Source organism: Aurantimonas coralicida DSM 14790, assembly GCF_000421645.1.
GTDB lineage: Bacteria > Pseudomonadota > Alphaproteobacteria > Rhizobiales > Rhizobiaceae > Aurantimonas > Aurantimonas coralicida.
Genome location: NZ_ATXK01000002.1, coordinates 558039 through 583296, shown reverse-complemented (window position 1 = coordinate 583296; position 25258 = coordinate 558039). Strand labels below are relative to the sequence as shown.

The 25258-nt window shown below is 66.3% G+C and carries 25 protein-coding genes and 1 pseudogene; 12 read left to right on the top strand and 14 right to left on the bottom strand.

Translation table 11 applies throughout. From position 1 onward, the window contains the following. Positions 1–86 precede the first annotated feature (86 nt). The 4 genes from H536_RS0107385 to argH all read right to left on the bottom strand — a co-directional run bounded on the left by H536_RS0107385 (position 87) and on the right by argH (position 5917). Positions 87–2696 (bottom strand): TIGR02302 family protein, encoded by a 2610-nt coding sequence (locus H536_RS0107385; protein WP_024349856.1) that lies wholly within the window; start codon positions 2694–2696, stop codon positions 87–89. Positions 2697–2790: 94 nt separating this feature from the next. Beyond that, complete coding sequence (gene lysA, locus H536_RS0107380) at positions 2791–4065, bottom strand: diaminopimelate decarboxylase (RefSeq protein ID WP_024349855.1); 1275 nt, start codon at positions 4063–4065, stop codon at positions 2791–2793. A 39-nt stretch (positions 4066–4104) separates the two neighbouring features. After that, the gene (locus tag H536_RS0107375) at positions 4105–4407 is read right to left on the bottom strand and encodes a hypothetical protein (protein WP_024349854.1); all 303 of its coding nucleotides are present in this window, start codon (positions 4405–4407) and stop codon (positions 4105–4107) included. A gap of 88 nt (positions 4408–4495) precedes the next feature. Then, on the bottom strand, positions 4496–5917 hold the full coding sequence (gene argH, locus H536_RS0107365) for an argininosuccinate lyase (RefSeq protein ID WP_024349853.1): 1422 nt from the start codon (positions 5915–5917) through the stop codon (positions 4496–4498). A gap of 26 nt (positions 5918–5943) precedes the next feature. On the opposite strand from argH, the gene tlpA reads away from it, so the two are divergent. After that, the gene (tlpA, locus tag H536_RS0107360; RefSeq protein WP_024349852.1) at positions 5944–6615 is read left to right on the top strand and encodes a thiol:disulfide interchange protein TlpA; all 672 of its coding nucleotides are present in this window, start codon (positions 5944–5946) and stop codon (positions 6613–6615) included. Positions 6616–6654: 39 nt separating this feature from the next. On the opposite strand, the gene H536_RS0107355 is transcribed toward tlpA, so the two are convergent. Then, complete coding sequence (locus H536_RS0107355) at positions 6655–7842, bottom strand: MFS transporter (protein WP_024349851.1); 1188 nt, start codon at positions 7840–7842, stop codon at positions 6655–6657. Positions 7843–7941: 99 nt separating this feature from the next. Here H536_RS0107355 and H536_RS0107350 point away from each other — a divergent pair, with 99 nt between their 5' ends. From H536_RS0107350 to H536_RS0107335, 5 genes and pseudogenes are all read left to right on the top strand, one after another. Continuing rightward, entirely contained in the window at positions 7942–8850 is a 909-nt protein-coding gene (locus H536_RS0107350; protein WP_024349850.1) for a LysR family transcriptional regulator, read from the top strand. 50 nt (positions 8851–8900) lie between these two features. Further along, a pseudogene (locus tag H536_RS25105) lies at positions 8901–9061 on the top strand (TlpA family protein disulfide reductase); the annotation flags it as partial. 89 nt (positions 9062–9150) lie between these two features. Next, positions 9151–9429, top strand: coding sequence for a hypothetical protein (locus H536_RS0107345; RefSeq protein WP_024349849.1), 279 nt, complete (start codon positions 9151–9153; stop codon positions 9427–9429). A 479-nt stretch (positions 9430–9908) separates the two neighbouring features. Further along, on the top strand, positions 9909–10112 hold the full coding sequence (locus H536_RS0107340; RefSeq protein WP_024349848.1) for a hypothetical protein: 204 nt from the start codon (positions 9909–9911) through the stop codon (positions 10110–10112). 157 nt (positions 10113–10269) lie between these two features. Beyond that, the gene (locus H536_RS0107335; protein ID WP_024349847.1) at positions 10270–10527 is read left to right on the top strand and encodes an AbrB/MazE/SpoVT family DNA-binding domain-containing protein; all 258 of its coding nucleotides are present in this window, start codon (positions 10270–10272) and stop codon (positions 10525–10527) included. A 9-nt stretch (positions 10528–10536) separates the two neighbouring features. Here the strand turns inward: H536_RS0107335 and H536_RS0107330 are convergent, their stop codons facing one another. From H536_RS0107330 to H536_RS0107310, 5 genes are all read right to left on the bottom strand, one after another. Next, the gene (locus H536_RS0107330; protein WP_024349846.1) at positions 10537–11418 is read right to left on the bottom strand and encodes a 3-hydroxybutyryl-CoA dehydrogenase; all 882 of its coding nucleotides are present in this window, start codon (positions 11416–11418) and stop codon (positions 10537–10539) included. A gap of 79 nt (positions 11419–11497) precedes the next feature. Then, positions 11498–12427 (bottom strand): electron transfer flavoprotein subunit alpha/FixB family protein, encoded by a 930-nt coding sequence (locus H536_RS0107325; protein ID WP_024349845.1) that lies wholly within the window; start codon positions 12425–12427, stop codon positions 11498–11500. A gap of 83 nt (positions 12428–12510) precedes the next feature. Continuing rightward, a complete protein-coding gene (locus tag H536_RS0107320; protein WP_024349844.1) occupies positions 12511–13260 on the bottom strand; it encodes an electron transfer flavoprotein subunit beta/FixA family protein in 750 nt (249 codons plus the stop codon). A gap of 200 nt (positions 13261–13460) precedes the next feature. Further along, positions 13461–14198, bottom strand: coding sequence for a rhomboid family intramembrane serine protease (locus H536_RS0107315; RefSeq protein ID WP_024349843.1), 738 nt, complete (start codon positions 14196–14198; stop codon positions 13461–13463). A gap of 251 nt (positions 14199–14449) precedes the next feature. Further along, positions 14450–15022, bottom strand: coding sequence for a cob(I)yrinic acid a,c-diamide adenosyltransferase (locus H536_RS0107310; RefSeq protein WP_024349842.1), 573 nt, complete (start codon positions 15020–15022; stop codon positions 14450–14452). Positions 15023–15317: 295 nt separating this feature from the next. Between H536_RS0107310 and H536_RS23655 the strand changes: the two genes are divergently transcribed. From H536_RS23655 to H536_RS24290, 3 genes are all read left to right on the top strand, one after another. Next, positions 15318–17078, top strand: coding sequence for an nSTAND3 domain-containing NTPase (locus H536_RS23655; RefSeq protein ID WP_081651847.1), 1761 nt, complete (start codon positions 15318–15320; stop codon positions 17076–17078). Positions 17079–17126: 48 nt separating this feature from the next. Beyond that, positions 17127–18070, top strand: a protein-coding gene (locus H536_RS23650; RefSeq protein ID WP_244495380.1) for an IS630 family transposase whose coding sequence is annotated in 2 segments (ribosomal slippage) — positions 17127–17463 and positions 17463–18070 — 945 coding nt in all. Because the reading frame shifts where the segments join, the coding sequence is not laid out codon by codon here. Between the two features lie 125 nt (positions 18071–18195). Beyond that, complete coding sequence (locus H536_RS24290; protein ID WP_060576837.1) at positions 18196–18648, top strand: hypothetical protein; 453 nt, start codon at positions 18196–18198, stop codon at positions 18646–18648. Positions 18649–19132: 484 nt separating this feature from the next. Here H536_RS24290 and H536_RS0107285 read toward each other — a convergent pair whose 3' ends face one another. From H536_RS0107285 to gluQRS, 3 genes are all read right to left on the bottom strand, one after another. After that, positions 19133–19321: a twin transmembrane helix small protein gene (locus H536_RS0107285; RefSeq protein ID WP_024349839.1), complete on the bottom strand. Its 189-nt coding sequence runs from the start codon at positions 19319–19321 to the stop codon at positions 19133–19135. Positions 19322–19484: 163 nt separating this feature from the next. Next, a complete protein-coding gene (locus tag H536_RS0107280) occupies positions 19485–20375 on the bottom strand; it encodes a DMT family transporter (RefSeq protein ID WP_024349838.1) in 891 nt (296 codons plus the stop codon). A 166-nt stretch (positions 20376–20541) separates the two neighbouring features. Continuing rightward, the gene (gluQRS, locus tag H536_RS0107275; RefSeq protein ID WP_024349837.1) at positions 20542–21474 is read right to left on the bottom strand and encodes a tRNA glutamyl-Q(34) synthetase GluQRS; all 933 of its coding nucleotides are present in this window, start codon (positions 21472–21474) and stop codon (positions 20542–20544) included. Between the two features lie 74 nt (positions 21475–21548). On the opposite strand from gluQRS, the gene H536_RS0107270 reads away from it, so the two are divergent. The 3 genes from H536_RS0107270 to H536_RS0107260 all read left to right on the top strand — a co-directional run bounded on the left by H536_RS0107270 (position 21549) and on the right by H536_RS0107260 (position 24341). Next, complete coding sequence (locus H536_RS0107270) at positions 21549–22220, top strand: DNA-3-methyladenine glycosylase family protein (protein WP_155898415.1); 672 nt, start codon at positions 21549–21551, stop codon at positions 22218–22220. Positions 22221–22398: 178 nt separating this feature from the next. Next, positions 22399–22959, top strand: coding sequence for an HNH endonuclease (locus tag H536_RS0107265; protein WP_009210766.1), 561 nt, complete (start codon positions 22399–22401; stop codon positions 22957–22959). Between the two features lie 167 nt (positions 22960–23126). Continuing rightward, positions 23127–24341 carry a DUF3095 domain-containing protein gene (locus tag H536_RS0107260; RefSeq protein WP_024349835.1) on the top strand — a complete coding sequence of 405 codons (1215 nt, stop codon included), beginning with the start codon at positions 23127–23129 and terminating at the stop codon, positions 24339–24341. Here H536_RS0107260 and H536_RS0107255 read toward each other — a convergent pair. Next, positions 24334–25239, bottom strand: a complete 906-nt coding sequence (locus H536_RS0107255; protein WP_024349834.1) for an AEC family transporter — start codon at positions 25237–25239, stop codon at positions 24334–24336. The genes H536_RS0107260 and H536_RS0107255 overlap by 8 nt on opposite strands. Positions 25240–25258: the final 19 nt, after the last annotated feature.

Sequence of the window (25258 nt, the reverse complement as noted above, 5' to 3'; positions counted from 1 at the left end):
CGGGCTCTATCCCTGACATTCGATGAGAAATACCGCCGCGACGCTGAGGCGTCGCAGCGGCGATGTCGCCTGACGGCCGGTCCGCCTCAGGGCGTCTCGAGCAGCCGCTCCAGATAGTCCCGCTCCATCTGCGGCGACAGCGCGTCGCCGAGCCGGTTGCGGATCGCGTCGAGGATCTCGCGGGCCCGCTCGGTGTCGATCTCGTCCGGCACGCCGACATCCTGCCCGAAATCGGGGCCCTGGGTCTGGCGCTGGCGGCCCAGCGGATCGCGACCGGAGCGCTGCTGGGCGCCGTTGAAGCCCTGTCCCATCTGGCCGCCCTGTCCCTGCATGCCGGGCTGGCCCTGCCCCTGCTGCATGGCCTCCTGCATGTGCTGCATCATGTCCTGGGCACCGCGGCGCATGGCTTCCATGGCGCGGCCCTGCTGGCCGACCGCCTCGCCATCCTCGCCCTCGCCGAGCGCGCCCTCGGCCTTGCCCATCGCCTCGCCGGCCTCGCCGAAGCCTTCCGACGGCTCCATGCCCATGCCCTGCATCTGCTCCTGCAGCGCCTGCAGCTCTTCCTGGAGCTGGCCCTGCTGCTCCTGCAGCTGCTTCATCATCTCGCGTAGCTGTTCGGCCGTCAGCGGCTCGCCCTGCTGGCCCTGTTGGCCTTCCTGTCCTTGCTGCCCTTGTTGCCCCTGCTGCTGCTCGCGCTCGATCTGGCGGCGGCCGAGATCGAAGGTCTCGTCCATCAGCTGCTGCTGGCGCTGCAGCAATTCGCCCATCTTGTTCATCTGCTGCTGCATGGCGTTCTGTTCGCCATTCTGCGGCTGGCCGGGGCGCATGGCCTGCAGATTGTCCATCATCTGCTGCAGTTCGGAGAGAAGCTGCTGGGCCGCCTCCTTGGACCCGGACTTCGCCAGATCCTCGATGCGGTCCATCATGCGCTGCAGATCCTGCGGCCGCAGCTCCTGCATGTCGCCGGCCTGCATCTGGTCCTGGTTCATCGGCGGCTGATTGCGCATCGCCTCGGCCAGCGCCTGCATGTATTCCTGCATCGCCTCGCGCAGTTCCTGCATCAGCTGGTCGATTTCGGCGTCCGACGCGCCGTTCTCCAGCGCCTCGGAGAGCTGCTCGCGGGCATCGCGCAACCGCCGTTCGGCCAGCGACAGATTGCCGTCCTCGATGCCCAGCGCGATCTCCCACATGAAGTCCACCGCCGAGACCAGCGCCGCGTCGTCATAGGCGGTGGCGATGCGGGTGCGCACGGCCTTCAGCGCCAGATAGGTCGCCGGGCTCTCGATGAATTCGTCGCCGCGCAGGGTCACCGCGTCGAGCATCTGGACGACGCGGGTCGTGCTGTCGGCGTCCAGCGCCAGGATGCGCCGCTGCTCGACCACGGCGCGGGCCAGCGGGTTGGAGAAGCGCCGCTCGGGCAGCGTCAGGGTCAGCGCCTCGGAGCGGCCCTCCTGCCCGGCATCGTCCACCGCGACGAGGGTCATCGCCACCTCGGCCCCGGCATAGGGGCTTTCGGTCAGGTCTGCGCTGGTGCGGCCCTCGGCCGTGCCTTTGGTGCGGCGCGGCAACGCCAGCCGGATCTCCGGCGGCGCGATCAGCGGCCGCGCATCGTCCGGCACGATGTCGTCGGTGACGGCGATCGCGGCATTGGCCTGCCGTACGCCGTAATCGTCGGTGACCTTGTAGGTGAGCTGCAGCGCGCCATTGCGCGCCACACCCGGCTCGCCCTCGAAGGCGATCTCCGGGTCGAGATCGGGCGTCACGTCGAAGCGCCAGCGGCCGAGGGTGGTGAAGGTGGTGGTCAGCGCCGCCTCGCCCGGCATGTCGAGGGCATAGGCATATTCGCGCGGGCCGGCCGGGGCGTCGGCCTCGGTCTCGGCATCGCCGGCCGCGGCGTCAGCGACCTCGCCCTCGTTCTCCGTGACCGGGGCGATGGCGATCGGCTCGGCGCCGGCCGGGGTGAAGCTCAGTTCGGCGTTGGAGCCGTCGGAAATCCGCACCTCCAACTCGCTGCCCTCGGGCACGGTGACGGGCGCGTCCGAGGCACCGACATCGGTCAGGAAGATCGGCGCGCGGCCGGTATAGGCCGGCGGCGTCACCCAGGCGTCGACCCGCGCCGAGGCGACGCTGTCGGCGGCGTCCGGCGCCAGCGCATCGACGACGCGGCCGCCGCCCGGACCGAAGGAAAAGGCGAAGGCGGTGACCAGCAGCAGCGCCACCAGCGCGCGCAGGCCATAGGGGTCGATCCGCTCGGTGCGGGTGGCCGGCGCGCCGCCGCTGAGATCGCGCAGCCGCTCGGCCATGCGGCGCTGATGGGCACGCCACAGCGCGGCGGCAAACGGGTCGGCGCCGACGGGGCGCTGGTCCTGCGCCTGCAGCGGCTGGTGGTCCAGCCGGCTCGCCCCCTCGATGCGCGCATCCACTGCGGCCGCGCTCGGCAGCCGCAGGCCGCGGTTGCGCCACAGTGCCGCAAGGCCGAGCCCGGCGAGAATCGCGATCACCGCGACGCGGGCCAGGAAGGGCAGCGCGGCGAACAGGCCGAACCAGGCGAGGATCAGGAAGACCGCGACGAGGCAGGCGAGCCCCAGCACCAGGGGCCAGGCGCGCTCGATCAGCAGTGCCGCCCAGGCCATGCGCCGCGTCGCCGCGACACGCCCGGACGCGGTCCAGTCGCTCTGCCGCTCGTGTCGCGCCATGGGGCCAGCCTCGTTCGTCGCAAGTTTCAGCGAGCGTAACAGTTTTTGCGGCGAAGACGAGGCGGGTGACGCAGCTGTGAAGCGGCCAAAGGCCTCAGTCGTCGCCGCCCAGCCAAGGCGGCAGACGGTCCAGCGCGATCATCTCGTCGATGGTCTGGCGCGGCCGGATGGCGTGGAAGGCGTCGCCCTTGACCAGCACCTCGGCGATCAGCGGCCGGGAATTGTAGGTGCCCGACTGGACCGCGCCGTAGGCGCCGGCCGAGGACAGATAGACGAGGTCGCCGGCCTTCACCGCCGGAATGTCGCGGGCGCGGGCGAAATAGTCGCCGCTCTCGCAGACCGGGCCGACCACGTCGGCGACGAGGCGCGGCGCGTCCGGATCGTCGAGCACCGGATGGATGTCGTGCCAGGCATCGTAGAGGGTCGGGCGGATCAGGTCGTTCATGCCGGCGTCGACGATGACGAAAGTCTTGCCCTCGGCTTCCTTCACATAGACCACCCGGGTGACCAGGATGCCGGCATTGGCGGCGATCAGCCGGCCGGGCTCGAACACCACCTTGCAGTCGAGGTCGCGGACATGGCGCTTGACGATCTCGGCATAGGCCGGCGGGGCCGGCGGCGGGGTGTTGGTGCGGCTGTAGGGCACGCCGAGGCCGCCGCCGAGATCGACATGGGCGATGTCGTGGCCGGCGCCGCGCAGCCGCCGCACCAGGCCCGCCAGCCGCTCGAAAGCCTGGTCGAAGGGCTCCAGCTCGACGATCTGGCTGCCGATATGCATGTCGATGCCCGACACCGCGATGCCCGGCAAAGCGCGGGCCCGGTCGTAGACGGCCTCGGCCCGCTCATAGGCGATGCCGAACTTGTCGGACTTCTTGCCGGTGGAGATCTTGGCGTGGGTGCGCGCATCGACATCGGGATTGATGCGGAACGAGACATGCGCCGTGCGTCCGGCCGCCACGGCGCGGGCGGAGATCATCTCGAGCTCCGGCTCCGATTCGATGTTGAAGCAGAAGATGCCCGAGGCCAGCGCCAGGTCGATCTCCGGCACGCTCTTGCCGACGCCCGAGAACATGATCTTCTCGGCCGGGATGCCGGCCCGCAGCGCCCGCAGCAATTCGCCGCCCGACACGACGTCGGCGCCGGCGCCGAGCGCGGCCAGCGTCTTCAGCACCGCCTGGTTGGAATTCGCCTTCATGGCGTAGCAGACCAGCGCGTCGATGTCGGCGAAGGCCTCGGCGAACACCGTGTAGTGGCGCGTCAGCGTCGCGGTCGAATAGCAGTAGAAGGGCGTGCCCACGTCATGGGCGATCGTTTCGACGGAAACGTCCTCGGCATGCAGGACGCCGTCGCGGATTTCGAAATGGTTCATGGCAGGTCAGACGGCACTCGGTAGAGGGGCGGGAACGGCTCAATTCAGCAGCGGATCGAGGATGAAGCCGCTGCTGGTGGCGCCCTTGTTACGGCTCACCTCGGCCGGTCCGATGGCAGTGTCGTCCTGGATGCGCGAGACGCGCACGGCGCCCGCCGCCGAGCCCGCCGTGCCGAAGCCGCTGCTGGCGTTGTTGGCGGCGACCGCGTCGGCACCGGCCGATGCCCCGGTCTGCCCGGAGGACGGCGCCACCGGATTGTTCTTGATGCCGCAGCCCGCCAGCATCGCCGATGCGGCGACGAGCAGCAGCGGCAGATAGGTCCGGCTCGATCGAATGGTCATGTCGTCACCCCTCGCCGCATCCCGGCGTCAGCTTCCCCGTCAGCGGTCATAGCGATTTCCCGGCGGAAAATCACCACCGCCGCGATCGTCATTGCGCGTCGGTCGCCATCCGCTCGCGCCAATAGGCGACCTGCGCCCGCACATTGGCCGGCGCGGTTCCGCCGAAGCTGGTGCGGCTGTTGACCGAGGCGTCGACGCCGAGCACCGAGAACACCGCCTCGCCGATCCGCGCATCCAGCTCCCGCAGGCTGTCCAGCGGCAGTTCCTCCAGCCCGACGCCGCGCGCTTCGGCCAGCGCAACGGCCCGGCCGGTGACGTGATGGGCCTCGCGGAACGGCATGCCGAGTTCGCGCACCAGCCAGTCGGCCAGGTCCGTCGCGGTGGAGAAGCCGTGGCCGGCGGCCTTGCGCATCGCCCCGGTCTGGATGGTCATGTCGCGCACCATGCCGGTGGCCGCCGCCAGCGCCAGGGCCAGCGAATCGATGGCGTCGAAGACCTGTTCCTTGTCTTCCTGCATGTCCTTGGAATAGCTGAGCGGTAGGCCCTTCATCACGGTCAGCAGCGAGATCAGCGCGCCGTTGATGCGGCCCGGCTTGGCGCGCACCAGTTCGGCGGCGTCCGGGTTCTTCTTCTGCGGCATGATCGACGAGCCGGTCGAGAAGGCGTCGGACAGGCGCACGAAGCCGAATTGCGGCGTCGACCAGATGACGATCTCCTCGGCCAGCCGCGACAGATGCGTGCCGCAGATCGCCGCCACCGACAGGAACTCCAGCGCGAAGTCGCGGTCCGACACCGAATCCAGCGAATTGCGGGTCGGCTCGCGAAAACCGAGGGCCTTCGCCGTCATGTGTCGGTCGATGTCGAAGCCGGTGCCAGCCAGCGCGGCGGCGCCCAGCGGGCATTCGTCCAGCCGGTTCACCGCGTCGCGGCAGCGCGACAGGTCGCGCGCCGCCATCTCCACATAGGCGAGGCAGTGGTGGCCGAAGGTCACCGGCTGGGCGACCTGCAGATGGGTGAAGCCCGGCATCACCGTGTCGGCGTGGTCCTCTGCCTTGGCGAGCAGCGCGTCGATGAAGCCGGTGAGCGCCCGGTCGAGGGACAGGAACGCGGTCTTGACGTGCAGGCGGAAATCCAGCGCCACCTGGTCGTTGCGCGAGCGCGCCGTGTGCAGGCGGCCGGCGGCGGGGCCGATCAGTTCGGCCAGCCGCGCCTCGATGTTCATGTGAATGTCCTCGCGCTCTCGCGAGAAATTGAACCGGCCGGCCTGTATCTCGCCGCGGATCTCCTCCAGACCCGCAATGATACTTTCTGCGTCATCCGCCGTGATGATGCCCTGTTGCGCCAGCATGGCGGCATGGGCTTTCGAACCGGCGATATCCTCTTCATAAAGCCGGCGATCGAAATCGATCGACGCGTTGATTTCTTCCATGATCGCGTCGGGACCCGAGGCGAAGCGTCCGCCCCACATCGCGTTGGCGGCACCGGGGACGTTGTCGGGATTCTGGCTCATGGACACTCGAAAGGGCTCTTGACGACATGTCCGAAGCAAAACGATCGACTTCGAACGGGCGGCGGCTCGGTCTCATCGCCGCGGTCGCGCTGGTCTGCGGCATCGCGGCGGGTGGTGTCGTCCTATACGTGAGCGAGAGCGGGTCTGGCAACGAAACCGCCAGCGCCTGTCCGGCCGATGCGGCGATCACCGCGGCGGTGGATGCCGAGGCGCGCGGCGAGGTGGCCGCGGTGCAGGCGCTGGAAACGCCCTTCGACGTCTCGGCCATCGCCTTTTCCGACGGCGACGGCGCCGCCGTGACGCTGGCCGACTTCTCCGGCAGGACGCTGCTGGTCAATCTGTGGGCCACCTGGTGCGTGCCGTGCCGCCAGGAGATGCCGGCGCTGGACGAGCTGGAGCGCCAGGAAGGCGGCGACGACTTCGCCGTGGTGCCGATCAATGTCGACATGGGCGACATCGAGAAGCCGAAGACTTTCTACGCCGAGACCGATCTGACCGCCCTGCCCTTCTATCGCGACGAGACCATGGGGGTGTTCAACGACCTGAAGCGCGCCGGCGTCGCCTTCGGCCTGCCGATCTCCCTCGTCGTCGGCCCCGACGGCTGCGCCCGCGCCGCGATCAACGGCCCGGCCGAATGGGCCAGCCCCGACGCCATCCGCCTGATCGAGGCGGTGAAGGCGAGCGGGACGTCGGCCTGATCGGCACGACGTCCCTTCCGGCAGGTGTCGGCCGGCGCCTCAGCCGGCATAGCCCATCTGCGCCGGCTGCCGCTCCGGGGCCGCCCGGTCCAGCCGGACGGCGGTGAGCGCCACCGCCAGGGCTGCCAGCGGGAACAGCGCCGCGGTCCAGGTGACGTAGCCGAGGCCCGGGCCGGAATCGATGACCAGGCCACCGGCGAAGGCGCCGACGGCATTGCCGAGATTGAAGGCGGCGATGTTGAAGGACGAGGCGAGGCTTTCGCCGGCGCCGTCCGCCTTGGACAGCACCCACATCTGCAGCGGCGGCACGGTGGCAAAGGCCGCCGCCCCCAGGAGCGTCACGGCGACGAGTGCGGTCACCGTCCCCTGCAGCGCCGGTCCCATCAGGACGAGCACCACGAACAGGACGACGAGGCTGCCGATCATCGCGGGCACCAGTGCCTTGTCGGCGAGACGCCCGCCGAGCAGATTGCCGGCCACCAGCCCGGCGCCGAAGAGCAGCAGGATCGGCGAGATCGCCGCCTCGCCGAAGCCGGTGATGCCGGTCAGGAGCGGCGCGATATAGGTGAAGACCGCGAAGACGCCGGCATAGCCGAGAACCGTTGTCAGCAGGCCGAGCAGCACGGGGCGACGGCCGAGCGCCTTGAGGTCGGCGCGCCAGTCGTCGGCGGCCTCCGGCTTGCCGTCCCGGGGCACCGCCCAGGCGATGACGGCCGCGGCGAGAATGCCGACGATCGCGACGGCCCAGAAGGTGGCGCGCCAGCCGGCCGCCTGCCCGAGCCAGGTGCCGAGCGGCACGCCGAGGATGTTGGCGACGGTCAGGCCGGTGAACATCAGCGCGATGGCCGAGGCGCGCTTGTCGGCGGGCACCAGCTTCGTGGCGACGACCGAGCCGACGCCGAAGAATGTGCCGTGGGCAAAGGCGGTCAGCACTCGCGCGCCCATGAGCAGGCCGTAGCTGGGCGCCAGCGCACAGGCGACATTGCCGGCGATGAAGATCGCCATCAGCGCCAGGAGCACGGTCTTGCGCGGCCAGCGGCTGGTCAGGATGGTCAGGAGCGGCGCGCCGACGACGACGCCGATGGCATAGCCGGAGATCAGGAAGCCGGCGGCGCTGGTCGAGACGCCGAGATCGGCGCCGACATCGAGCAGCAGGCCCATGATGACGAATTCGGTGACCCCGATGCCGAAGGCACCGGCGGTCAACGCGTAGAGAGCAAGAGGCATGACGAAATCCCTGATGATGAACAGGGCCGTCAGATGACAGCTTGTGCTTTGATGAAGTAGACTGCCGCCAGGAACAACATTCAGGACTTCACGTCACAAATGCCGCGTCCCGACGCCAATCGCTTTGCCGAGATGGAGGTGTTCGCCACGGTGGTCGAGCGCGGCGGCTTCTCGGCGGCGGCGCGGGTCTCGGGCATGTCGGCCTCGGCGGTCTCGAAACTCGTCGCGCGCCTCGAAGCGCGGCTCGGAACGCGGCTCGTCCATCGCACCACCCGGCGTTTCCAGCTCACGCCGGAGGGCCAGGGCTTCTACGAGCGGGCCGTGGGGATCCTCGCCGATCTCTCCGACGCCGAACGGGCGGCGGGCGCCGGCGAACGGCCCGCCGGGCGCGTGCGGCTCAATTCCAGCGCCTCCTATATCAGCCATGTCCTGGCGCCGATCCTGCCGGATTTCCTCGCCCGCTATCCCGAGATCGGCCTCGACATCGTGCAGACCGATCAGGTCGTCGACCTCGTCGCCGAGCGCACCGACATCGCCATCCGCGCCGGTCCCATGCCCAGTTCCAACCTGATGGCGCGCAAGCTCGGCCAGACGCGCATGATGATCGTTGCCGCGCCCGGCTGGGTCGCCCGCCACGGCCTGCCGCGCACGATCGCGGATCTGGAAGCGCATGAACGGCTGGGCTTCGGCTATGCGCGGGCGATGAAGGGCTGGCCGCTCAGGAGCGACGCCGGCGAGGACGTCACCCTGCCGACGCTCGGCCGCGTCCAGATCAATGACGGCGAAGGCCTGCGGCGCCTGGCCCTCGCCGGCGTCGGACCGGCACGGCTGGCGGCCTTCACCATCCGCGCCGACATCGCCGAAGGCCGGCTGGTGCCGCTCCTCGAAGACGCCAATCCGGGCGACAAGGAGGCGTTCCACGCCGTCTTCATCGGCCAGTCCGCCAGCCTCCCCGCCCGCGCCCGCGCCCTGCTCGACTTCCTGGCCGAGCACGGACAGGTCAGCTGAAGCGGATAGACCGGCGCTGACTCATCCACCGCCGGGATGCCACGGGCATGTTCGACGACCTGAAGCGCGCGGCGTTGCCTTCGGCCTGCCGATCTCTCTCGTCGGCCCCGACGGCTGCGCCCGCGCCGCCATCAACGGTCCGGCCGAATGGGCTCGCCCAGACGCAATCCGGCTGATCGACGCGGTGAAGGCCAGCGGGGGGACAGTTTGATCTAAAGCATATGACATCGAGGCGGTATTATACTTCACACACCACACGGATGTCGCGTAGAGTGATCGCTTCACAACGGGAGGATGCGGATGGCCTTCAATCTGTTCATCGCCTACGACTTGCACACGCCGGGGCAGAACTATGATGAGGTTCGAACCCGCATCAAAGACTTGGGACAGTGGCACCAGTTCCAGCTATCCCTTTTCTACGTCAACACCACCTATGATCCCGTAGCGGCTTACAACCACATCATCGCTGTGATGGACGGCAACGACAAACTCGCGGTTATCGACGCCGCAGGCGGGGTAGTCACCACTTGGGATCGCCCTCCCATCGACGCGATAAATGCCATCTGGACCCAGCGATAGGTCGAAGCGCGAATTGCTGTCTTCGCCGGCGATTGGTTGCCCCATGGTCAGCCTCACTGACCCCAAACTCGCAGGAGGGGGCTATCAATCTGAGTGCGCTCGCGAATCGGGTGCGTCGCAGCATGGCTGGCGAATCAGGCAGGTCCGGCGTATGAAGAAGCGTTGTTGCACGTGACGCAACAGCAGGTTGGGCTGGGAGGAACCACCGAACCTTTATGAGTATCAAGAGGTTATGCGAACGTCGCCGGTCTAGGTTGGGGGCGCGCCTCCGCGCGCCTTGCCAACTCATCCGGACTCCGGCTACGTCTTTGCTTGATGAAATGAAAAAGGCTCCGCGCCGGCAAGCTACGGAGCCTTCTCATTTAGCCCGCGTGGTTGGTGCCGCGCGCGGGGTAGTGGGCTGTTGCCGACTCCTTTGTGAGTCAATTGTCCCAACTCGTCAAGCTCGGCATCGTTGCAAGAGTCAAGGAACTCTAACGATGACGCATGACCACAACAAACCTTCTCGTACCATCACGAGAGAGGGGGCCATCCAGATTCATCTCATGATTATGGATGGCTGGTTCTTGAACAGGATCGCAGCCCACTTCGATGTGGACCAGGATCGGGTAAGCGAGATCAAGAACCACAAGACCCACGTAGGCAGCTACGACGAGGCGGTGATGCGCCGACGAGCAGCCTAGCCCTGATTGTTCCGGGCGGTCTTCTTCCGGTCGCCCGGTTCATCACCCTTCGGCTGCTGCGCCCTCGCAATAGCGACCGGCCACACCAGCATCCTCGCGAGCCTGTTGTCCTGACATGCTGGCGGCTTACGCTTCCGGACTACCGGGAGAAAGCGCGATGACAACCTTCCTGACCGTCACGAAGAGAGGCGCGGTCACCCTCGACCGGACTGTGCTCGACCATCTCGGCGTGAATCCTGGCGAAAGTCTTGCCGTGAAGCTCGATCCGAAAGGCAGGGTCAGCCTCAGCGCCGCAGCGCCCGGAGCCCGCCCGGATCCCAGTCGGCCGCTCGGCAGTCTCGAAGACACGTTCGGGACGCTCAACGCGCATCATGCCGGTCCGCCCCTGACGATCGAGGCGATTGCGGCACCGTGACCGCGCCGCCTACCGTGTCGGGACCGGCGTCTCGCCGCGATAGTCGTAGAAGCCGCGGCCGGCCTTGCGGCCGAGCCAGCCGGCCTCGACATATTTCACCAACAGCGGACAGGGCCGGTATTTGGAATCGGCCAGCCCGTCATGCAGCACCTGCATGATCGACAGGCAGGTATCCAGGCCGATGAAATCGGCGAGCTGCAGCGGGCCCATCGGATGGTTGGCGCCCAGCTTCATGGCGGTGTCGATGGATTCGACCGAGCCGACGCCCTCGTAGAGCACGTAGATCGCCTCGTTGATCATCGGCAGGAGGATGCGGTTGACGATGAAGGCCGGGAAATCCTCCGAGACGCTGATCGTCTTGTCGAGGGCGGTCACGTAGTGGCGCGCCGATTCGAAGGTCGCGTCCTCGGTGGCGATGCCGCGCACCAGCTCGACCAGCTTCATCACCGGCACCGGGTTCATGAAGTGGATGCCCATGAACCGCTCGGGGCGGTCGGTGGCCGAGGCCAGCCGGGTGATGGAGATCGACGAGGTGTTGGTGGCCAGGATCGCGCCGGGCGCCAGATGCGGGCAGATCTCGCGGTAGATCTTGCGCTTGACCGTCTCGTCCTCGGTCGCCGCCTCGATGACGAGATCGGCGGTGCCGAGCGCCGCCGTGTCGGTGGTGGTGGTGATCCGCGCCATCGCCGCGTCGCGGTCGGCCGGCGTGATCTTCTGCGAGGCGAGCTGGCGGTCGAGGGTGGCGGCGATCTTGTCGCGGCCGGCGCTCGTGCGGTCCTCGGCGATGTCGTAGAGCGTCACGCCGTAGCCGGCGAGGGCCGAGACATGGGCGATGCCGGAGCCCATCTGCCCCGCGCCGACGATGCCAACGTGCTTGATACTGTCCGCCATCGCGCCTTCGCTCACCTTCGATGTTGCGTCGCGAACCTAGCGGCGGCGCGCGGCTTCGTCAAAGCCGCGCGCCGGACGCTCAGAGCTTGTCCTTCAGCTCGGGCAGGATCTGGAACAGATCGCCGACGAGGCCGTAATCGGCGACCTGGAAGATCGGCGCTTCCTCGTCCTTGTTGATGGCGACGATGATCTTGGAATCCTTCATGCCGGCCAGGTGCTGGATGGCGCCGGAGATGCCGACGGCGATGTAGAGATCGGGCGCCACGACCTTGCCGGTCTGGCCGACCTGCCAGTCGTTCGGGGCGTAGCCGGCATCGACCGCCGCCCGCGAGGCGCCGATCGCCGCGCCGAGCTTGTCGGCGACGGGCAGCAGCACCTCGTCGAACTTCTCCTTGGAGCCCAGCGCGCGGCCACCCGACAGGATGATCTTGGCACTGGTCAGCTCCGGCCGCTCGCTGTGGGCGAGCTTTTCCTCGACGAAGGTCGACAGGCCCGGATCGCCGGCCGCGTCAACCGCCTCGACAGTTGCCGAACCGCCGGTGCCGGCGGCCTGGAAGCCGGAGGTGCGCACGGTGATCACCTTCTTGGCGTCGGTCGACTTCACCGTCTGGATGGCGTTGCCGGCATAGATCGGCCGCTGGAAGGTGTCGGCGCCCTCGACGACGACGACGTCGGAGATCTGCATCACGTCGAGCAGCGCGGCGATGCGCGGCGCGACGTTCTTGCCGGCGGTGGTGGCCGGCGCGACGATGGCGTCGTAGCCCTCGGCGAGCCTGACGACGAGGTCGGCCAGCGGCTCGGCGAGGCCGTGGGCATAAGCCTCGGCATCGGCATGCAGCACCTTGGCGACGCCGCCCAGCTGGCCGGCGGCCTCGGCGACGGCGGTCGAGCCTGAACCGGCGACGAGCACATGCACGTCACCGCCCATCTGGGCGGCGGCGGTCAGCGCCTTGGCGGTCTGCTCGGACAGGGTCTGGTTGTCGTGTTCGGCGATGAGAAGCGTGGTCATGATCGCGGGTCTCCCTGGCATCCGGCGGTCGCCTGCGCGTTCCGCGCGCGGCCGGCCGGCATCCAATCCTTCAAGGCGCGTGCTCAGAGCACGCCGGCTTCGTTCTTCAGCTTGTCGACCAAAACGTCGACGCTCTCGACCTTGATGCCGGCCTCGCGCTTGCCCGGCTCGGCGGTCTTCAGGATTTCCAGCCGCGGCGCGATGTCGACGCCGAAATCGTCCGGCGACTTCTCCTCGAGCGGCTTCTTCTTGGCCTTCATGATGTTCGGCAGCGAGGCGTAGCGCGGCTCGTTGAGGCGCAGGTCGGTCGTCACGATCGCCGGCATCTTCAGCGCCACGGTCTGCAGGCCGCCATCGACCTCGCGGGTCACGGTCGCCTTGCCGTCGGTCAGCTCGATCTTGTTGGCGAAGGTGCCCTGGCTCCAGCCGAGCAGCGCCGCCAGCATCTGGCCGGTCTGGTTGCAGTCGTCGTCGATCGCCTGCTTGCCGAGAATGACGAGGTCCGGGCTCTCGGCCTCGACGACGCCCTTGAGGATCTTGGCGACGGCCAGCGGCTCGGTCGGCTGGTCGGTCTTGACCAGGATGCCGCGGTCGGCGCCCATGGCGAGCGCCGTGCGGATCGTCTCCTGCGCCTGCTGCGGGCCGACGGACACCGCGACGATCTCCGTCACCGTGCCGGCTTCCTTCAGGCGGATCGCCTCCTCGACGGCAATCTCGTCGAAGGGGTTCATGCTCATCTTGACGTTGGCGAGGTCGACGCCCGTGCCGTCCGGCTTGACCCGGATCTTCACGTTGTAGTCGACGACGCGCTTGACTGCGACGAGAACCTTCATCGGTCGTGTCTCTCCCTTTTTGGGCGCCGAGCGCCCGAAAGCCTCATGTCCTGCCCGGCCCGGCGTCGCCGTCGCGATATCCGCGCAGGCGACCGGAGCCGATTGGCCGCGAGCGATATCTGACTTTTACGTAATGGTCAAAATTTCGCGGTCTCGTAGCGGCCTTGTGCGGTTCCCGCGCCGATCTTGCAAGTGCCGGGTCACGATCGCCCGGTGTCGCTGGGCTCCAGCTCCACCGCCCGCGGCGTCTGGATCTGCCGGTCGAACAGCACCACGCCGCGCCGGCGCAGCACCAGCGTCAGTGCCGCCCCGGCCAGGATGCCGCCGGCATGGGCGGCATAGGACACGTCCTCGGCGCCCGACGCGAACAGCACGAACTGCAGGCCGATCCACACCATCAGCAGCAGCCAGGCCGGCAGGTTCAGCGGAATGCGCCCGAAGGCCAGCACCCAGACCCAGACCCTTGGATGCAGCATCAGATAGGCCGCCGCGACGCCCGACACCGCCCCGGACGCGCCGATCAGCGTCGCCTCCGAGCCGGGAAACATCAGCGCATGCAGCCCCGCCCCCGCCGCCGCGCAGGCGAGATAGAAGACGAGGAACTTCACATGGCCGAAGGCGTCCTCGACATTGTCGCCGAACACCCAGAGGAACAGCATGTTGCCGCCGATATGCCAGATGTCGAGATGCAGGAAGGAATAGGTCAGGAAGTTCAGCCAGCCCGGCACCGCCACATAGGCCGGCGGCAGCTCGGCATAGCCGTTCACCACCGCCGGGATGAAGCCGTAGGAGATCTCGAAGGCCGACAGGAACGCCCCGGTCTCGCCGCTCGCCTTGGCCAACAGATAGACCAGCGCATTGGCCGCGATCAGCCCCACCGTCACATACTGGAAGCGGATATGACGCAGGCGGTTGGCGTCGTAGAAGGGGACGAACACGGTGGACCTTTCAGGCTCTTGGCCGGGGGACTTTTGGCCGGGGGCTTTTGGCCAACGGCTTTCGACCGGAGGGCTCCAGGCCGGGGCTCCCGACCAAAGCGCAAGCCGAAACCACTGCGCCCGCGACCGTCCGCGCCCCCCTGTCACCGCCGACGCCCGGCCCGCCGCGCCACGCCAGCCCCCTCACCCGGAGACGCCGCCGGGCCGCGAACCGTCCCGGCCGTGCGCCCCGCGTCGGCGATCCCGCCGCCTCAGCGGCTGGCGCCGGGCACCCACAGAACATCCGCCCTGCCGTCGTCATTGGCAATGCGGCCGGCGACGAACAGATGGTCGGACAGGCGGTTGACGTAGCGCAGCGCCACCTCGGCGACCGTCTCGCCGTCCTTCTTCGCCAAAGCGACCATCAGCCGCTCGGCCCGCCGCGCCACGGTGCGGGCATGGTGCAGATGGGTGGCGGCGGGCGAGCCGGCCGGCAAGACGAAGCTCTTCAGCGGCTCCAGCCGCGCGTTCATGGCGTCGATCTCGCGCTCCAGCGCATCGACCTGCGAGGCGACGATCTTCAGCGGCTCGTAGGGCAGAGGCTCGCCGGTCTCCGGCGTCGCCAGTTCCGCGCCGAGATCGAACAATTCGTTCTGGATGCGCGCCAGCATGGCGTCGAGCTCGCCCTCGGCATGCAGCCGCACCAGCCCGAGAACGGCGTTGAGCTCGTCGATCGTGCCGTAGGTCTCGACCCGCAGATCACTCTTCAACCGCCGCTCGCCACTGCCGAGCCCCGTCTCCCCGGCATCGCCGGTGCGCGTGTAGATCTTGTTCAGCTTGACCATGATGTCTCCGGTTTGGCGACATCATAGGGGATGGAGGGGCGGAGGACAGGGGGGCAAAGAAGGACTTAAAGCAGCAATAATTAACGTACCGCCGACGGAATCTTTTAACGCAATCGCACACGCTCGAAATTGGCGTCACCGGAACGCGACTTGAGTCAACGACGACCTCTGAAGCGCCACTATCGCCAATCCGGCTGCAGAACCTATGAGCCCAAGCACCGAAATGACCAGGAAATGGTGGATTGTTCCACCTTTATCGGTAGCATTACGCTTCCTCGCTTGGGAGTAGTTTTCGATGTCTGACCGTTACGATTTCGCCAACTTGTCACCGATTGAATTCGAAGGCCTCTGTGTTGATCTCGTTTCCGCAGAAACTGGCCTCAGGTTCGAAAGATTTTCTGTCGGAGCTGACGGCGGAGTTGACGGCCGACATAGCCGAGCGAGTGATGAAATAGTCTTACAAGCTAAGCACTATAAAAACAGTACATGGTCCGATCTAAAGAAAGCCGTGAAGCTAGAGAAGAAAAATGTCCACACACTGAACCCGACCGAATATTATTTCGTAACATCTCAGCCGCTTACGGTGGCAAGGAAATCTACTATAGTTTCCTTGCTGGACCACCCATCTGTGACGGCCCCGAACGTTTGGGGGCGGTCAGAAATGAACGCATACATTACCGCTCATGCTGATGTTGAGAGGCGGAATATCAAGCTTTGGCTGTCCAGCGCTACCGTACTCGAGAGGCTTTTGACAAACGAAATTGCCGTGTTTACGGAAGCGACCGCGGACGAAATTGAGAGAATACTCAAGATATTTGTAGTCAACCCGAGCCTCCAGAGATCAGAAGAGATTCTCAAAGCGACACACAACTTGATTGTATCTGGCCCGCCTGGCGTAGGGAAAACAACACTGGCCCAGTTTATCGCCGCGCGATACATTGAAGCGGGTTGGGAATTAGTTGCGATTTCGAAAATAGATGAAGGTTTTCGCGCGTTTCACCGTGAAAAATCCCAAATCTTTGTGTTCGACGACTTCCTTGGAAAAATCAGACTCGACCCCGTGTCGCTGGGCAGAGCCGACAGTAAAATCGTCAAGTTTATGTCTAAGGTACATAAGGACAAACGAAAGAAATTCGTTCTCACGACACGCTCCTACATCCTTCACGCAGCTCGCACCCAGTCAGAAGCGCTTGATGACAGAGAGGTTGAGCTTTCAGAAATGGTTCTCAACCTCGCAACCTACACTAGGGAGCTGAAGGCAAGAATCTTATACAATCACCTCTACCATTCAGAGATTGATGAGAAATCTATACAGAGCCTTTTAGATGGAGATACTGTTCGCAGGATCGTTGATCATAGCAACTACATGCCGCGCATAATACAATGGATGACCGACGAATTGAGGCAACGCGATACTCCACCAGCGGAATATCCAAACGCATTCCTTCAGACGCTCAATTATCCGGATAAGATTTGGGATAAGGCATTCAAAAAACACATAACTACAGGCGCCCAGGTTCTGCTTTATTGCCTTTTCTTCTGCGAACGTGATATATACCCAGTAACCGGCGTAAATCTAAATAAACTCCGGATCTTCTTCGAAAAGTCTATGGTCGGATTCAATATTATCGCCCAGGAGCAAATGCGTTCTGCGATCTTCGACGAGACAGTTCGCGAGGTGAAGTCTTCATTTGTAATTATTGATTGCAATATAGCCAACTTCATCAATCCATCAATACAGGATTATCTTTCTCGCGAGACCTCCGATGCAACCGTACTCCTAACGCTCGCGCGCTGTGTTCCTACGTTAGCTACCGCCGTCTCGTTCTGGAATAACGTCAGAACGAGCGTTGATAACGTAGTCCGCGTGCAAATAGCAAACGAGTTGCTAGAAAGCTTGATCGCGGGTCGCATTGACGGACGTCTTCCGCTCGACGAAATTGCCGATTTTTGTGGTCAACTTGTCGGAGCAACTGGTGGCGATCATTTTTGTGAGCGCATTCGCGTGTCAGATATTAGAGCGCATCCTCTGATCGATGAATCGGATGTGAAGTGACGGTGTGCCCGACGTCTGGTTCAACTTCTACCTCGATGGAGGTGGATGATGGCCAGAGCGTTGAGCGAGGATCTGCGGTCACGGGTTTTGAAGGCGTCGTCGGACGGGATATCTGCACGGCAGGCCGCCGCCCGGTTCGGGATCGGCATATCGACCGCGATCCGGTGGATTGGGAGAGCCAGGATCGGCGAACGGACGGCCCGGCGACAGGGCTGGCAGCGTGGGTCGAGCCTCGATCCGCACGAAGCCTTCATCGTCGGAATGATCGAGGAGCAGAAGGACATCACGCTCGACGAGATGGTGAGCCGTCTCGATGCGGAGGCGGATGTCCGGATCGGTCGCAGCGCCTTGAGCGTCTGGCTCCGCCGTCGTGGCTGGACGTTCAAAAAAAGACCGCACATGCATTGGAGCAGGAGCGCGCCGAGCTCCTGAAGCGGCGTCAGGCGTGGTTCGACGACCAGCTCGATCTTGATCCGGCCCGCCTGGTGTTCGTCGACGAAACAGGCCTATCGACGAAGATGACCCGCCTGCGTGGACGGGCTCCTCGCGGTGAACGTTGCCGGGCCGGGGTTCCTCACGGCCACTGGAAGACGACGACCTTCACCGGTGCTCTGCGCCTGACCGGCATGACCGCGCCGATGGTCCTCGACGGTGCCATGAACGGCATCGCCTTTCGAGCCTATGTCGATCAGGTGCTCGTGCCGACGCTCACCCCGGGCGACATCGTGATCATGGATAACCTGCCCGCGCACAAGGCCGAAGGCGTCCGCCTCGCGATCGAGCAGGCCGGCGCCGAGTTGCGCTACCTGCCGCCCTACAGTCCCGACTTCAACCCGATCGAAATGGCCTTCTCCAAGCTCAAGGCGGTGATGAGATCAAAGGCCGAAAGGACAGTCGACGGGCTATGGGATGCAGTCGGCGCCGTCATCCCGCTCTTCAAGCCAGACGAATGCGCCAACTATTTCGCCGCTGCCGGCTATGAACCGGAATAGGCCGGATCTGCTCTAGAAGTCTTTTCTGGATTAATGAGCCCTATCTCCCTTCTCTGATCGAAGCATTTGAGGAGGGGAAATTTAGGTATCTGCCCCACGCGCGGGCCTATGCCAGATACCTCCGTATGGAGCTTTCTAGGTACCTAGACCCCGAACGGAATCACGAAATCGAGCTTGAAGAGCTCGCGACACTCGCGTCCTACCTCCAATCTTCTCAAATAGAAATTCCGGAAGTGTTATTTGATAATTTCGTGCAAGCTGCTGTTGATGCGGTGGATATACTCGACATGGACGCTATTGGTCACGACGACGATCCAGAGGAGGTAATCGGAGGATGGCTGGAACACATCGCAAGCATCAAAAGCTTCACCTCAGCGCCAGTAGATTACTTAAAGGAAAGTGAGTTTGAGGAGCGGATTTCAGCTATACAATACGAAGAAGATCTCAGAAGCCAATGGGAAGAAGATGTCCGTCCGCAAACAGGAGCGGATTTTCAAAGCCAGCGACCAATCTCGAGCGGATCATTTACCAACGATGACCTTCAGTCGATGTTCTCGTCGCTGAAGAAGTCGAGTTAGCAGTTTTAACTGCTGAGGACCAAACTTATCCCCACCCCTCGCCCCTCCCCCATACTGCCCTGACCGCTGGCCCGCGGAACGGGCGCGAATGATCACCGGGATCGTTCGGGGGCTGGCGGGCGGCGTCCGCGACGGGGCTTCTTCCGGAGAAGCCCCGGCCCGGACGGCCCTTCGCACCGCCGGACCGTCCCCCATTACGAGGGGGCTGCGGAACGGTCCGCTTGAGCGCCTTCGGGCGTGAAGAGCCGGCAGCCACGGATCGCCCTTGCGGGTCCCGTGCCGAAGGGTTGCTCAAGACGCCGCGCGGGATGCCGGAGGCGAACCGCATGACATTAAACCGTCGAGGGGTTCGCCTCCGGCGTCCCGTTGCCTGCTCCATCCCTTCGGCCCGTCCGGGCGCGAGGCCGCGGCCGCATGGGCGCGGGGCAACAGCGGCCGGGGCGCGTGCGTCCGTCCGGGGATTGCTGCCTGGCGATGGGAGCGGCTAGCGGGCGAGCAGCAGCACGCCGACGATGAGGATCACGGCGACGCCCTGCAGCATGACGCGGGCGCGCATCAGCCGTTGCGAGCGATTGCCGTCGCCGCCCTTCATCATGTTGAACAGGCCGGCGATCAGGACGCCGGCCGTCGCGATCATGACGGCCAGGGCGATATAGGTGAGGAAGTCGGACATGCCGGCCCTTGTGGCGGTTCGGTTTGCGTGTGTGCGGGTCTCATATAGGCATGCCGCCCGCCGAGGCGAAGGGCGGCGGCCCCGGCGATCGGTCGCAGCCTCCGGGCCGGTTGGGCCGGGCCGGTTTGTGCGGGCGCTTCGGGCCGTGCGCGCCTCAGGCGTCTCAGACGCTCTTGGAAATCGCCCGGGCCCGCCCGCCGCGGGTGGCGGCGGCGACGCCGACGCCGGCCAGCACCAGCCCGGCGAGCTGGATCGCCGTCAGCGTCTCGCCGAACAGGAGCCAGGCCGTCACCGCCGTGACGCCCGGCACCAGATACATCAGCGAGGCGACCGAGGAGACGGCGCCCTCGCGGATCAGGAAGAGCAGCAGGAACACCGCCCCGATCGACAGGACGATGGTCAGCCAGGCCAGCGCGAAGACCAGTTCGCCCGACCATGTCACGTCCATGGTCTCGACGGTCATGGCGAGGATCAGCGTCGGCACGAAGGCGCCGAGATATTGCAGGGCCGTGCCGGTGCGAAGGTCGACGCCGCCGACGAAGCGCTTTTGCCAGACCGAGCCGACCGAGATGGCGATCGCCGACAGGAACACCGGGCCGAGCGTCAGGACGCCATAGGCGCCGTCGCCGTCGAGCTTGGGCAGGATCACCAGCGCGACGCCGAGAAGGCCGAGGCCGAGGCCCATAATGTGGCGCGGCCGGACCCGCTCGCCGAGGAAGCTGGCGGCCAGGATCGTCGTCAGGATCGGCTGCAGCCCGACGATCAGCGCCGCGATGCCGGCGTTCAGGCCATGGCGAACGGCGAAGAATACGCCGCCGAGATAGACGCCGTGGATCAGGCTGCCGGCGATCATCGCGTGCATGGCCGGCCAGCGGCCCGGCCAGGGTGCCCGCATGGCGACCACCAGCGTGCCGAGGATCGCCAGCGCCAGCGCATAGCGCAGGCTCAGAAAGGTGAAGGGCTCGGCATAGGGCATCGCATAGCGCGCGCCGATGAAGCCGGTCGACCAGAGCAGGACGAAGACGACCGGAAAGAATGGAAGCAGCCTTTGCACGGGCGGGTCGGCCTTCTTGTCATGGGGATCGGCCACTGGTTAGCAGGGCCACGGTCGCGCCGAAAGGCGGAACCGTCAGGCGGGATGACGAAATCGCGCCGGCGGTGTTTGCGCTCGGGCGCCGACGCAGCGCCGGGATGTCCGCGGGCCGGCAAGCGCGGGGCCGCTAGCCGGAGCGTCTGGCCGACCGGCCGACGTCATGGGCCGGCGGCGCAGCCGGCAGGCCGACCATGCGGCGAATGTCCTCGGCGCCGAGCCCGGCCTCGCGCAAGGCGCGGATCGCGGTGTCGCCGGCGCTTTTCGACAGCTTGCGCCCGTCGGGCCCCAGGATCAGCTCGTGATGGTGGTAGCGCGGCACCGGCAGGCCGAGCAGCGCCTGCAAGAGGCGGTGGATGCTGGTCGCCGGGAACAGGTCGCGGCCGCGCACCACATGGGTCACGCCCTGAACCGCGTCGTCGACCACCACCGACAGATGGTAGCTCGTCGGCGTCTCCACGCGGCCGAGCACCACGTCGCCCCATTCCAGCGGCTGCGCCACGACTTCGCCGCCACCCGCTTCAGGCGCAAGGCCGGTTTCCGCGAAGGTCAGCGTGCCCAGCGTGGCGACCGCCTTGGCCGTGTCCAGCCGCCAGGCAAAGCGCTCGCCGTCGCGCATTTTCCGCTCGCGCTGGCGGCTCGACAGGTCACGGTCGAGCGCCGGATAGAGCGGCGCCCCGTCCGGATCGCGCGGCCAGGGCGTCGCTTCGTCGTCTTCGTAGCGCTGGGCAAAGGCCCGGATCTCGCCGCGCGACATGAAGCCCGGATAGATCAGCTCGGCATCGGCCAGCGCTTCCAGCGCGGCGGCGTAGTCGGCAAAATGCTCCGACTGGCGGCGCGGCGGCGCGTCCCAGTCGACGCCCAGAAAGGCGAGGTCGTCTTCGATCTGGCGTTCGTATTCGCGGGTGCAGCGGGCCTGGTCGATATCCTCGATGCGCAGCAGGAACTCGCCGCCCGCTTCCCGCGCCATCTGGTGATTGACCAGCACCGAATAGGCATGGCCGAGATGCAGCTCGCCATTCGGGCTCGGGGCAAATCGGAAAACGGCTGGCGCTGGCTGCATCGAATCGGCTTCCTCTCGTCTGGCGCGACTTCTACGGTCGCTTTTGGCAAGCACCATGACAGACGGGCGAGACCATGCGGCCGCAGGATGTGCCAGGCAAGGCAGGGATCATTCGCAGCGACGCCGATGTCGCAGCGGGTCTGGCCGCGTTGCTGTGCGCCGATCCGCGGCTCGGCGCCATTGCCGCGGTCGCCGGACCGCTGCCGCTGCGCCGCGATCCCGGCGGCCTGCCGGGTCTTGCCCGCATCGTCGTCGCCCAGCAGGTATCCCGCGCCAGCGCCGAGGCGATCTTCGCCCGGCTGGAGAGCGCGTTCGACATCGCCGATCCGCAGGCCTTCCTGTCGGCCGACGACGCGGCCTACCGCCGCGCCGGCCTGTCACGTCCCAAGCAGCGGACGATGCGGACCGTCGCCGAAGCAGTCCATGGCGGCGTCCTCGACTTCGCCCGGCTGGACGCCGCGCCGGCCGCCGCCGCGATCGCCGAGCTGGTGGCGGTCAGCGGCATCGGCCCCTGGACGGCCGAATGCTACCTCCTCTTCTGCGCCGGCCATCCCGACATCTTCCCCTCGGGCGACCTGGCGCTGCAGGTGGCCCTGGCGCACGCCTTCAAACACGACACCCGCCCGAGCGCCCGGCAATCGGCTGAGCTCGCCCTGCCCTGGGCGCCGTGGCGCTCGGTCGCAGCGCGGCTGTTCTGGGCCTATTACGCGGCGATCACCCGGCGCGAGGCGGCGCCCACCAGCTGACGTAACGCGCTGCGGCATTTATCCACAGATCTTCCGTCGCGTCCGCCGGCAAGGGGCTGCAATGCCGGCCTGACGACGCCGCCGTCCCCTGCGGGACGAGGCTTCACAAACCCGACACGATGGCGCACGATACTCGCACCAGCTTGGTTTTTCTCGATGGGAGGTAGGAAGACTACCTGTGACGATCGCGGTTACTCAGGACTTATCCCCCACCCTCGTTCTGAACGCCGACTTCCGGCCGCTCAGCTATTATCCTCTGTCCCTCTGGTCCTGGCAGGACGCGGTGAAGGCGGTGTTTCTCGACAGGGTGACCATCCTCGCCGAATACGATCGTGCGGTGCATAGCCCGACCTATTCGATGCGCCTGCCCTCGGTCGTCTGCCTCAAGACCTACATCAAGCCGGCACGCTATCCGGCCTTCACCCGCTTCAACGTCTTCCTGCGCGACCGCTTCCAGTGCCAGTATTGCGGCTCGCCCCACGAACTCACCTTCGACCACGTCATTCCGCGTTCGCGCGGCGGCCTGACCACCTGGGAAAACGTCGTGGCGGCCTGTTCGCCCTGCAATCTGAAGAAGGGCGGCCTGATGCCGAAAGCCGCCCGGATGTTCCCTCACCAGACGCCCTTCCAGCCGAGCGTCCACGACCTGCACAACAATGGCCGGCTGTTCCCTCCGAACTTCCTGCACGAGAGCTGGCTCGACTATCTCTACTGGGATTCCGAGCTCGATCCCGAATAGGCCGCTCGCCGGCGACTGCGCACTGCCGAAGGCGGACCGCCGACCCAAACGTTCGCGGCCATCCCGTCACGCGGTTTTGCGCGCGCGGTCGTGGACGGCTCTGGTCACTGCGCCCTAGATGATTGCCTGACGGGCAGCAGCCCCGTGGGAAGGGGCAAGGAATCGGGATGGGCGCGACGGGACCAGATGACGGCGGCACAGCGTCCACCGACCTTGCCTTCTACGAAGCCCTTCCCGTTTCCAGCAGCATTCTCGGCCTCGGCGATGCCAGCGCCTATCGCCCTCTCCCGGTAGACTGGGTCGTCGGCGTTGCCGACATCGTCCGCTCGACCGACGCCGTCAGTTCGGGCGGCTACAAGCGCGTGAACACGGTCGCGGCGGCGGTGATCGCGGCGGTGGCGAACGGCCTTCATGGCCGCGAATTCCCCTTCGTCTTCGGCGGCGACGGTGCCGGCTTCGCCCTGCCTGCCGCACAGGCCGAGATCGGCAGGGCCGCGCTCGCATCCGTCGCGGGCTGGGCGCAGAGTGCCTTTGGCCTCTCCTTGCGGGTGGCGATGGTGCCGGTCGCGACGATCCGCGACAACGGCCGTGACGTGCAGATCGCCCGCTTCGCCCCCTCGCCCGACGTGTCCTATGCGATGTTCGCCGGCGGTGGGCTCGCCTGGGCCGAACGGCAGATGAAGGCCGGGGCATTCCGGATCGAACCGGAAGACGGGGCGACGGCCCGCCCGGACCTCGCCGGCCTGTCCTGCCGCTTCTCCGAGATTCCGGCGCGCCGGGACCTCATCCTGTCGGTGGTTCTGTTGCCGAGACCGGATGCGTCCCCCGATGCCTTCGCGGCTCTCGCGCGCAACATCCTGGAGCTCGGCGTCGAAGAGGGGCATGACGGCAATCCCGTGCCGCCGGAGGGGCCGGAACTGCACTGGCCGCCAGCGGGACTTCCCATCGAGGCGGAAGTGCGCAAGGCGATGACCGGGCTTCCGCTCTGGGCGTCCCGGCTCTCCGTCGGCATCCGCACGTTGCTGTCGCATCTCAGCTTCGTGACCGGCACGCGGGTCGGGGCCTTCGATCCGGCGCGCTATCGGTCGGAACTGGCGCGCAACAGCGATTTCCGCAAATTCGACGACGGCTTGCGCATGACCCTCGACTGCACCGCCGCAGTGGCCGATCGGATCGAGGCGCGGCTGCGTGATGCCCGTGCGGCGGGGCTCGCGCGGACCGGAACGCATCGTCAAGCCGCGGCGCTGATGACCTGCTTCGTCCCCTCCGCAAGCCGCAGCGACCACGTCCATTTCGTCGACGGCGCGGCAGGCGGCTATGCGGCGGCGGCGGCAATGGCCACGGCCGACATGGCCGGCAGAACGGCCGGCCCGGTCAGATGAGCAGCGCCAGGACCAGCGGCAGGCTGGCGGCGGCAAGCAGCGTCTGCAACGTGACCAGCCCCGCCATCAGCGTCGCGTCGCCCTTCAGCTGGGTCGTCAGCACGTAGGACGTCGGCGCGGTCGGCAGGGCAAAGAAGATCACCAGGAGCGCGCCGTCGAGGGGCGGCAGCGCCATCAGCCGGGCGACGGCGAAGGCCAGCAGCGGCATGGCGATCAGTCGTGCCAGACTGTTGACGGTCAGGATGGTCGTCTCGGCCCGCGCGGCCTTCAACTTGAGGGCAGCCCCCACGCAAAGCAGGCCGAGCGGCAGGCTGGCCGCAGACATGAGACCGAGCAGCCGATCGATACCGAAGGGCATGCCGAGGCCGAGCGCCGCCACGACCGCGCCGGCGAGGCAGGCGAGGATCAGCGGATTGCGGAGGACCGGCATGACCAGTTCGCGCGCGCTGGTATGGCGCTCCGATGTCAGCGCAATCACCGAGAGGACGTTCACCGTCGGCACCATGACCGCGAGGATGACCGCAGCACGGGCCAAGCCGTCGGGACCATAGAGGCTCGCGACCATGGCAAGGCCGAGATATGTATTGAACCGAGTGATGCCCTGGACGATCGGCCCGTAGCGCGCGGCTGGCCAGGCGAAGACCCGGCGCAAGGCGAGCATGACAAGCGATGCGGCGACCAGCACCGCGAAGATCGCGCCGGCCAGCTTGAGGATCGACGGATCGGCCAGCGGTGCGTTGGCGAGACTGGAGAACAGCAGCGCCGGAAACAGCACGAAGTAGTTGAGCTTCTCGGCGGCGGGCCAGAAGCCCTCGCCCGGAAAGCCGGAGCGGCGGAAGCCCAGGCCCGCCAGGATCAGGGCAAAGAGCGGCCACAGGGTGAGGAACAGCGTCGACATGCTTCGCTTTCAGGGGAGC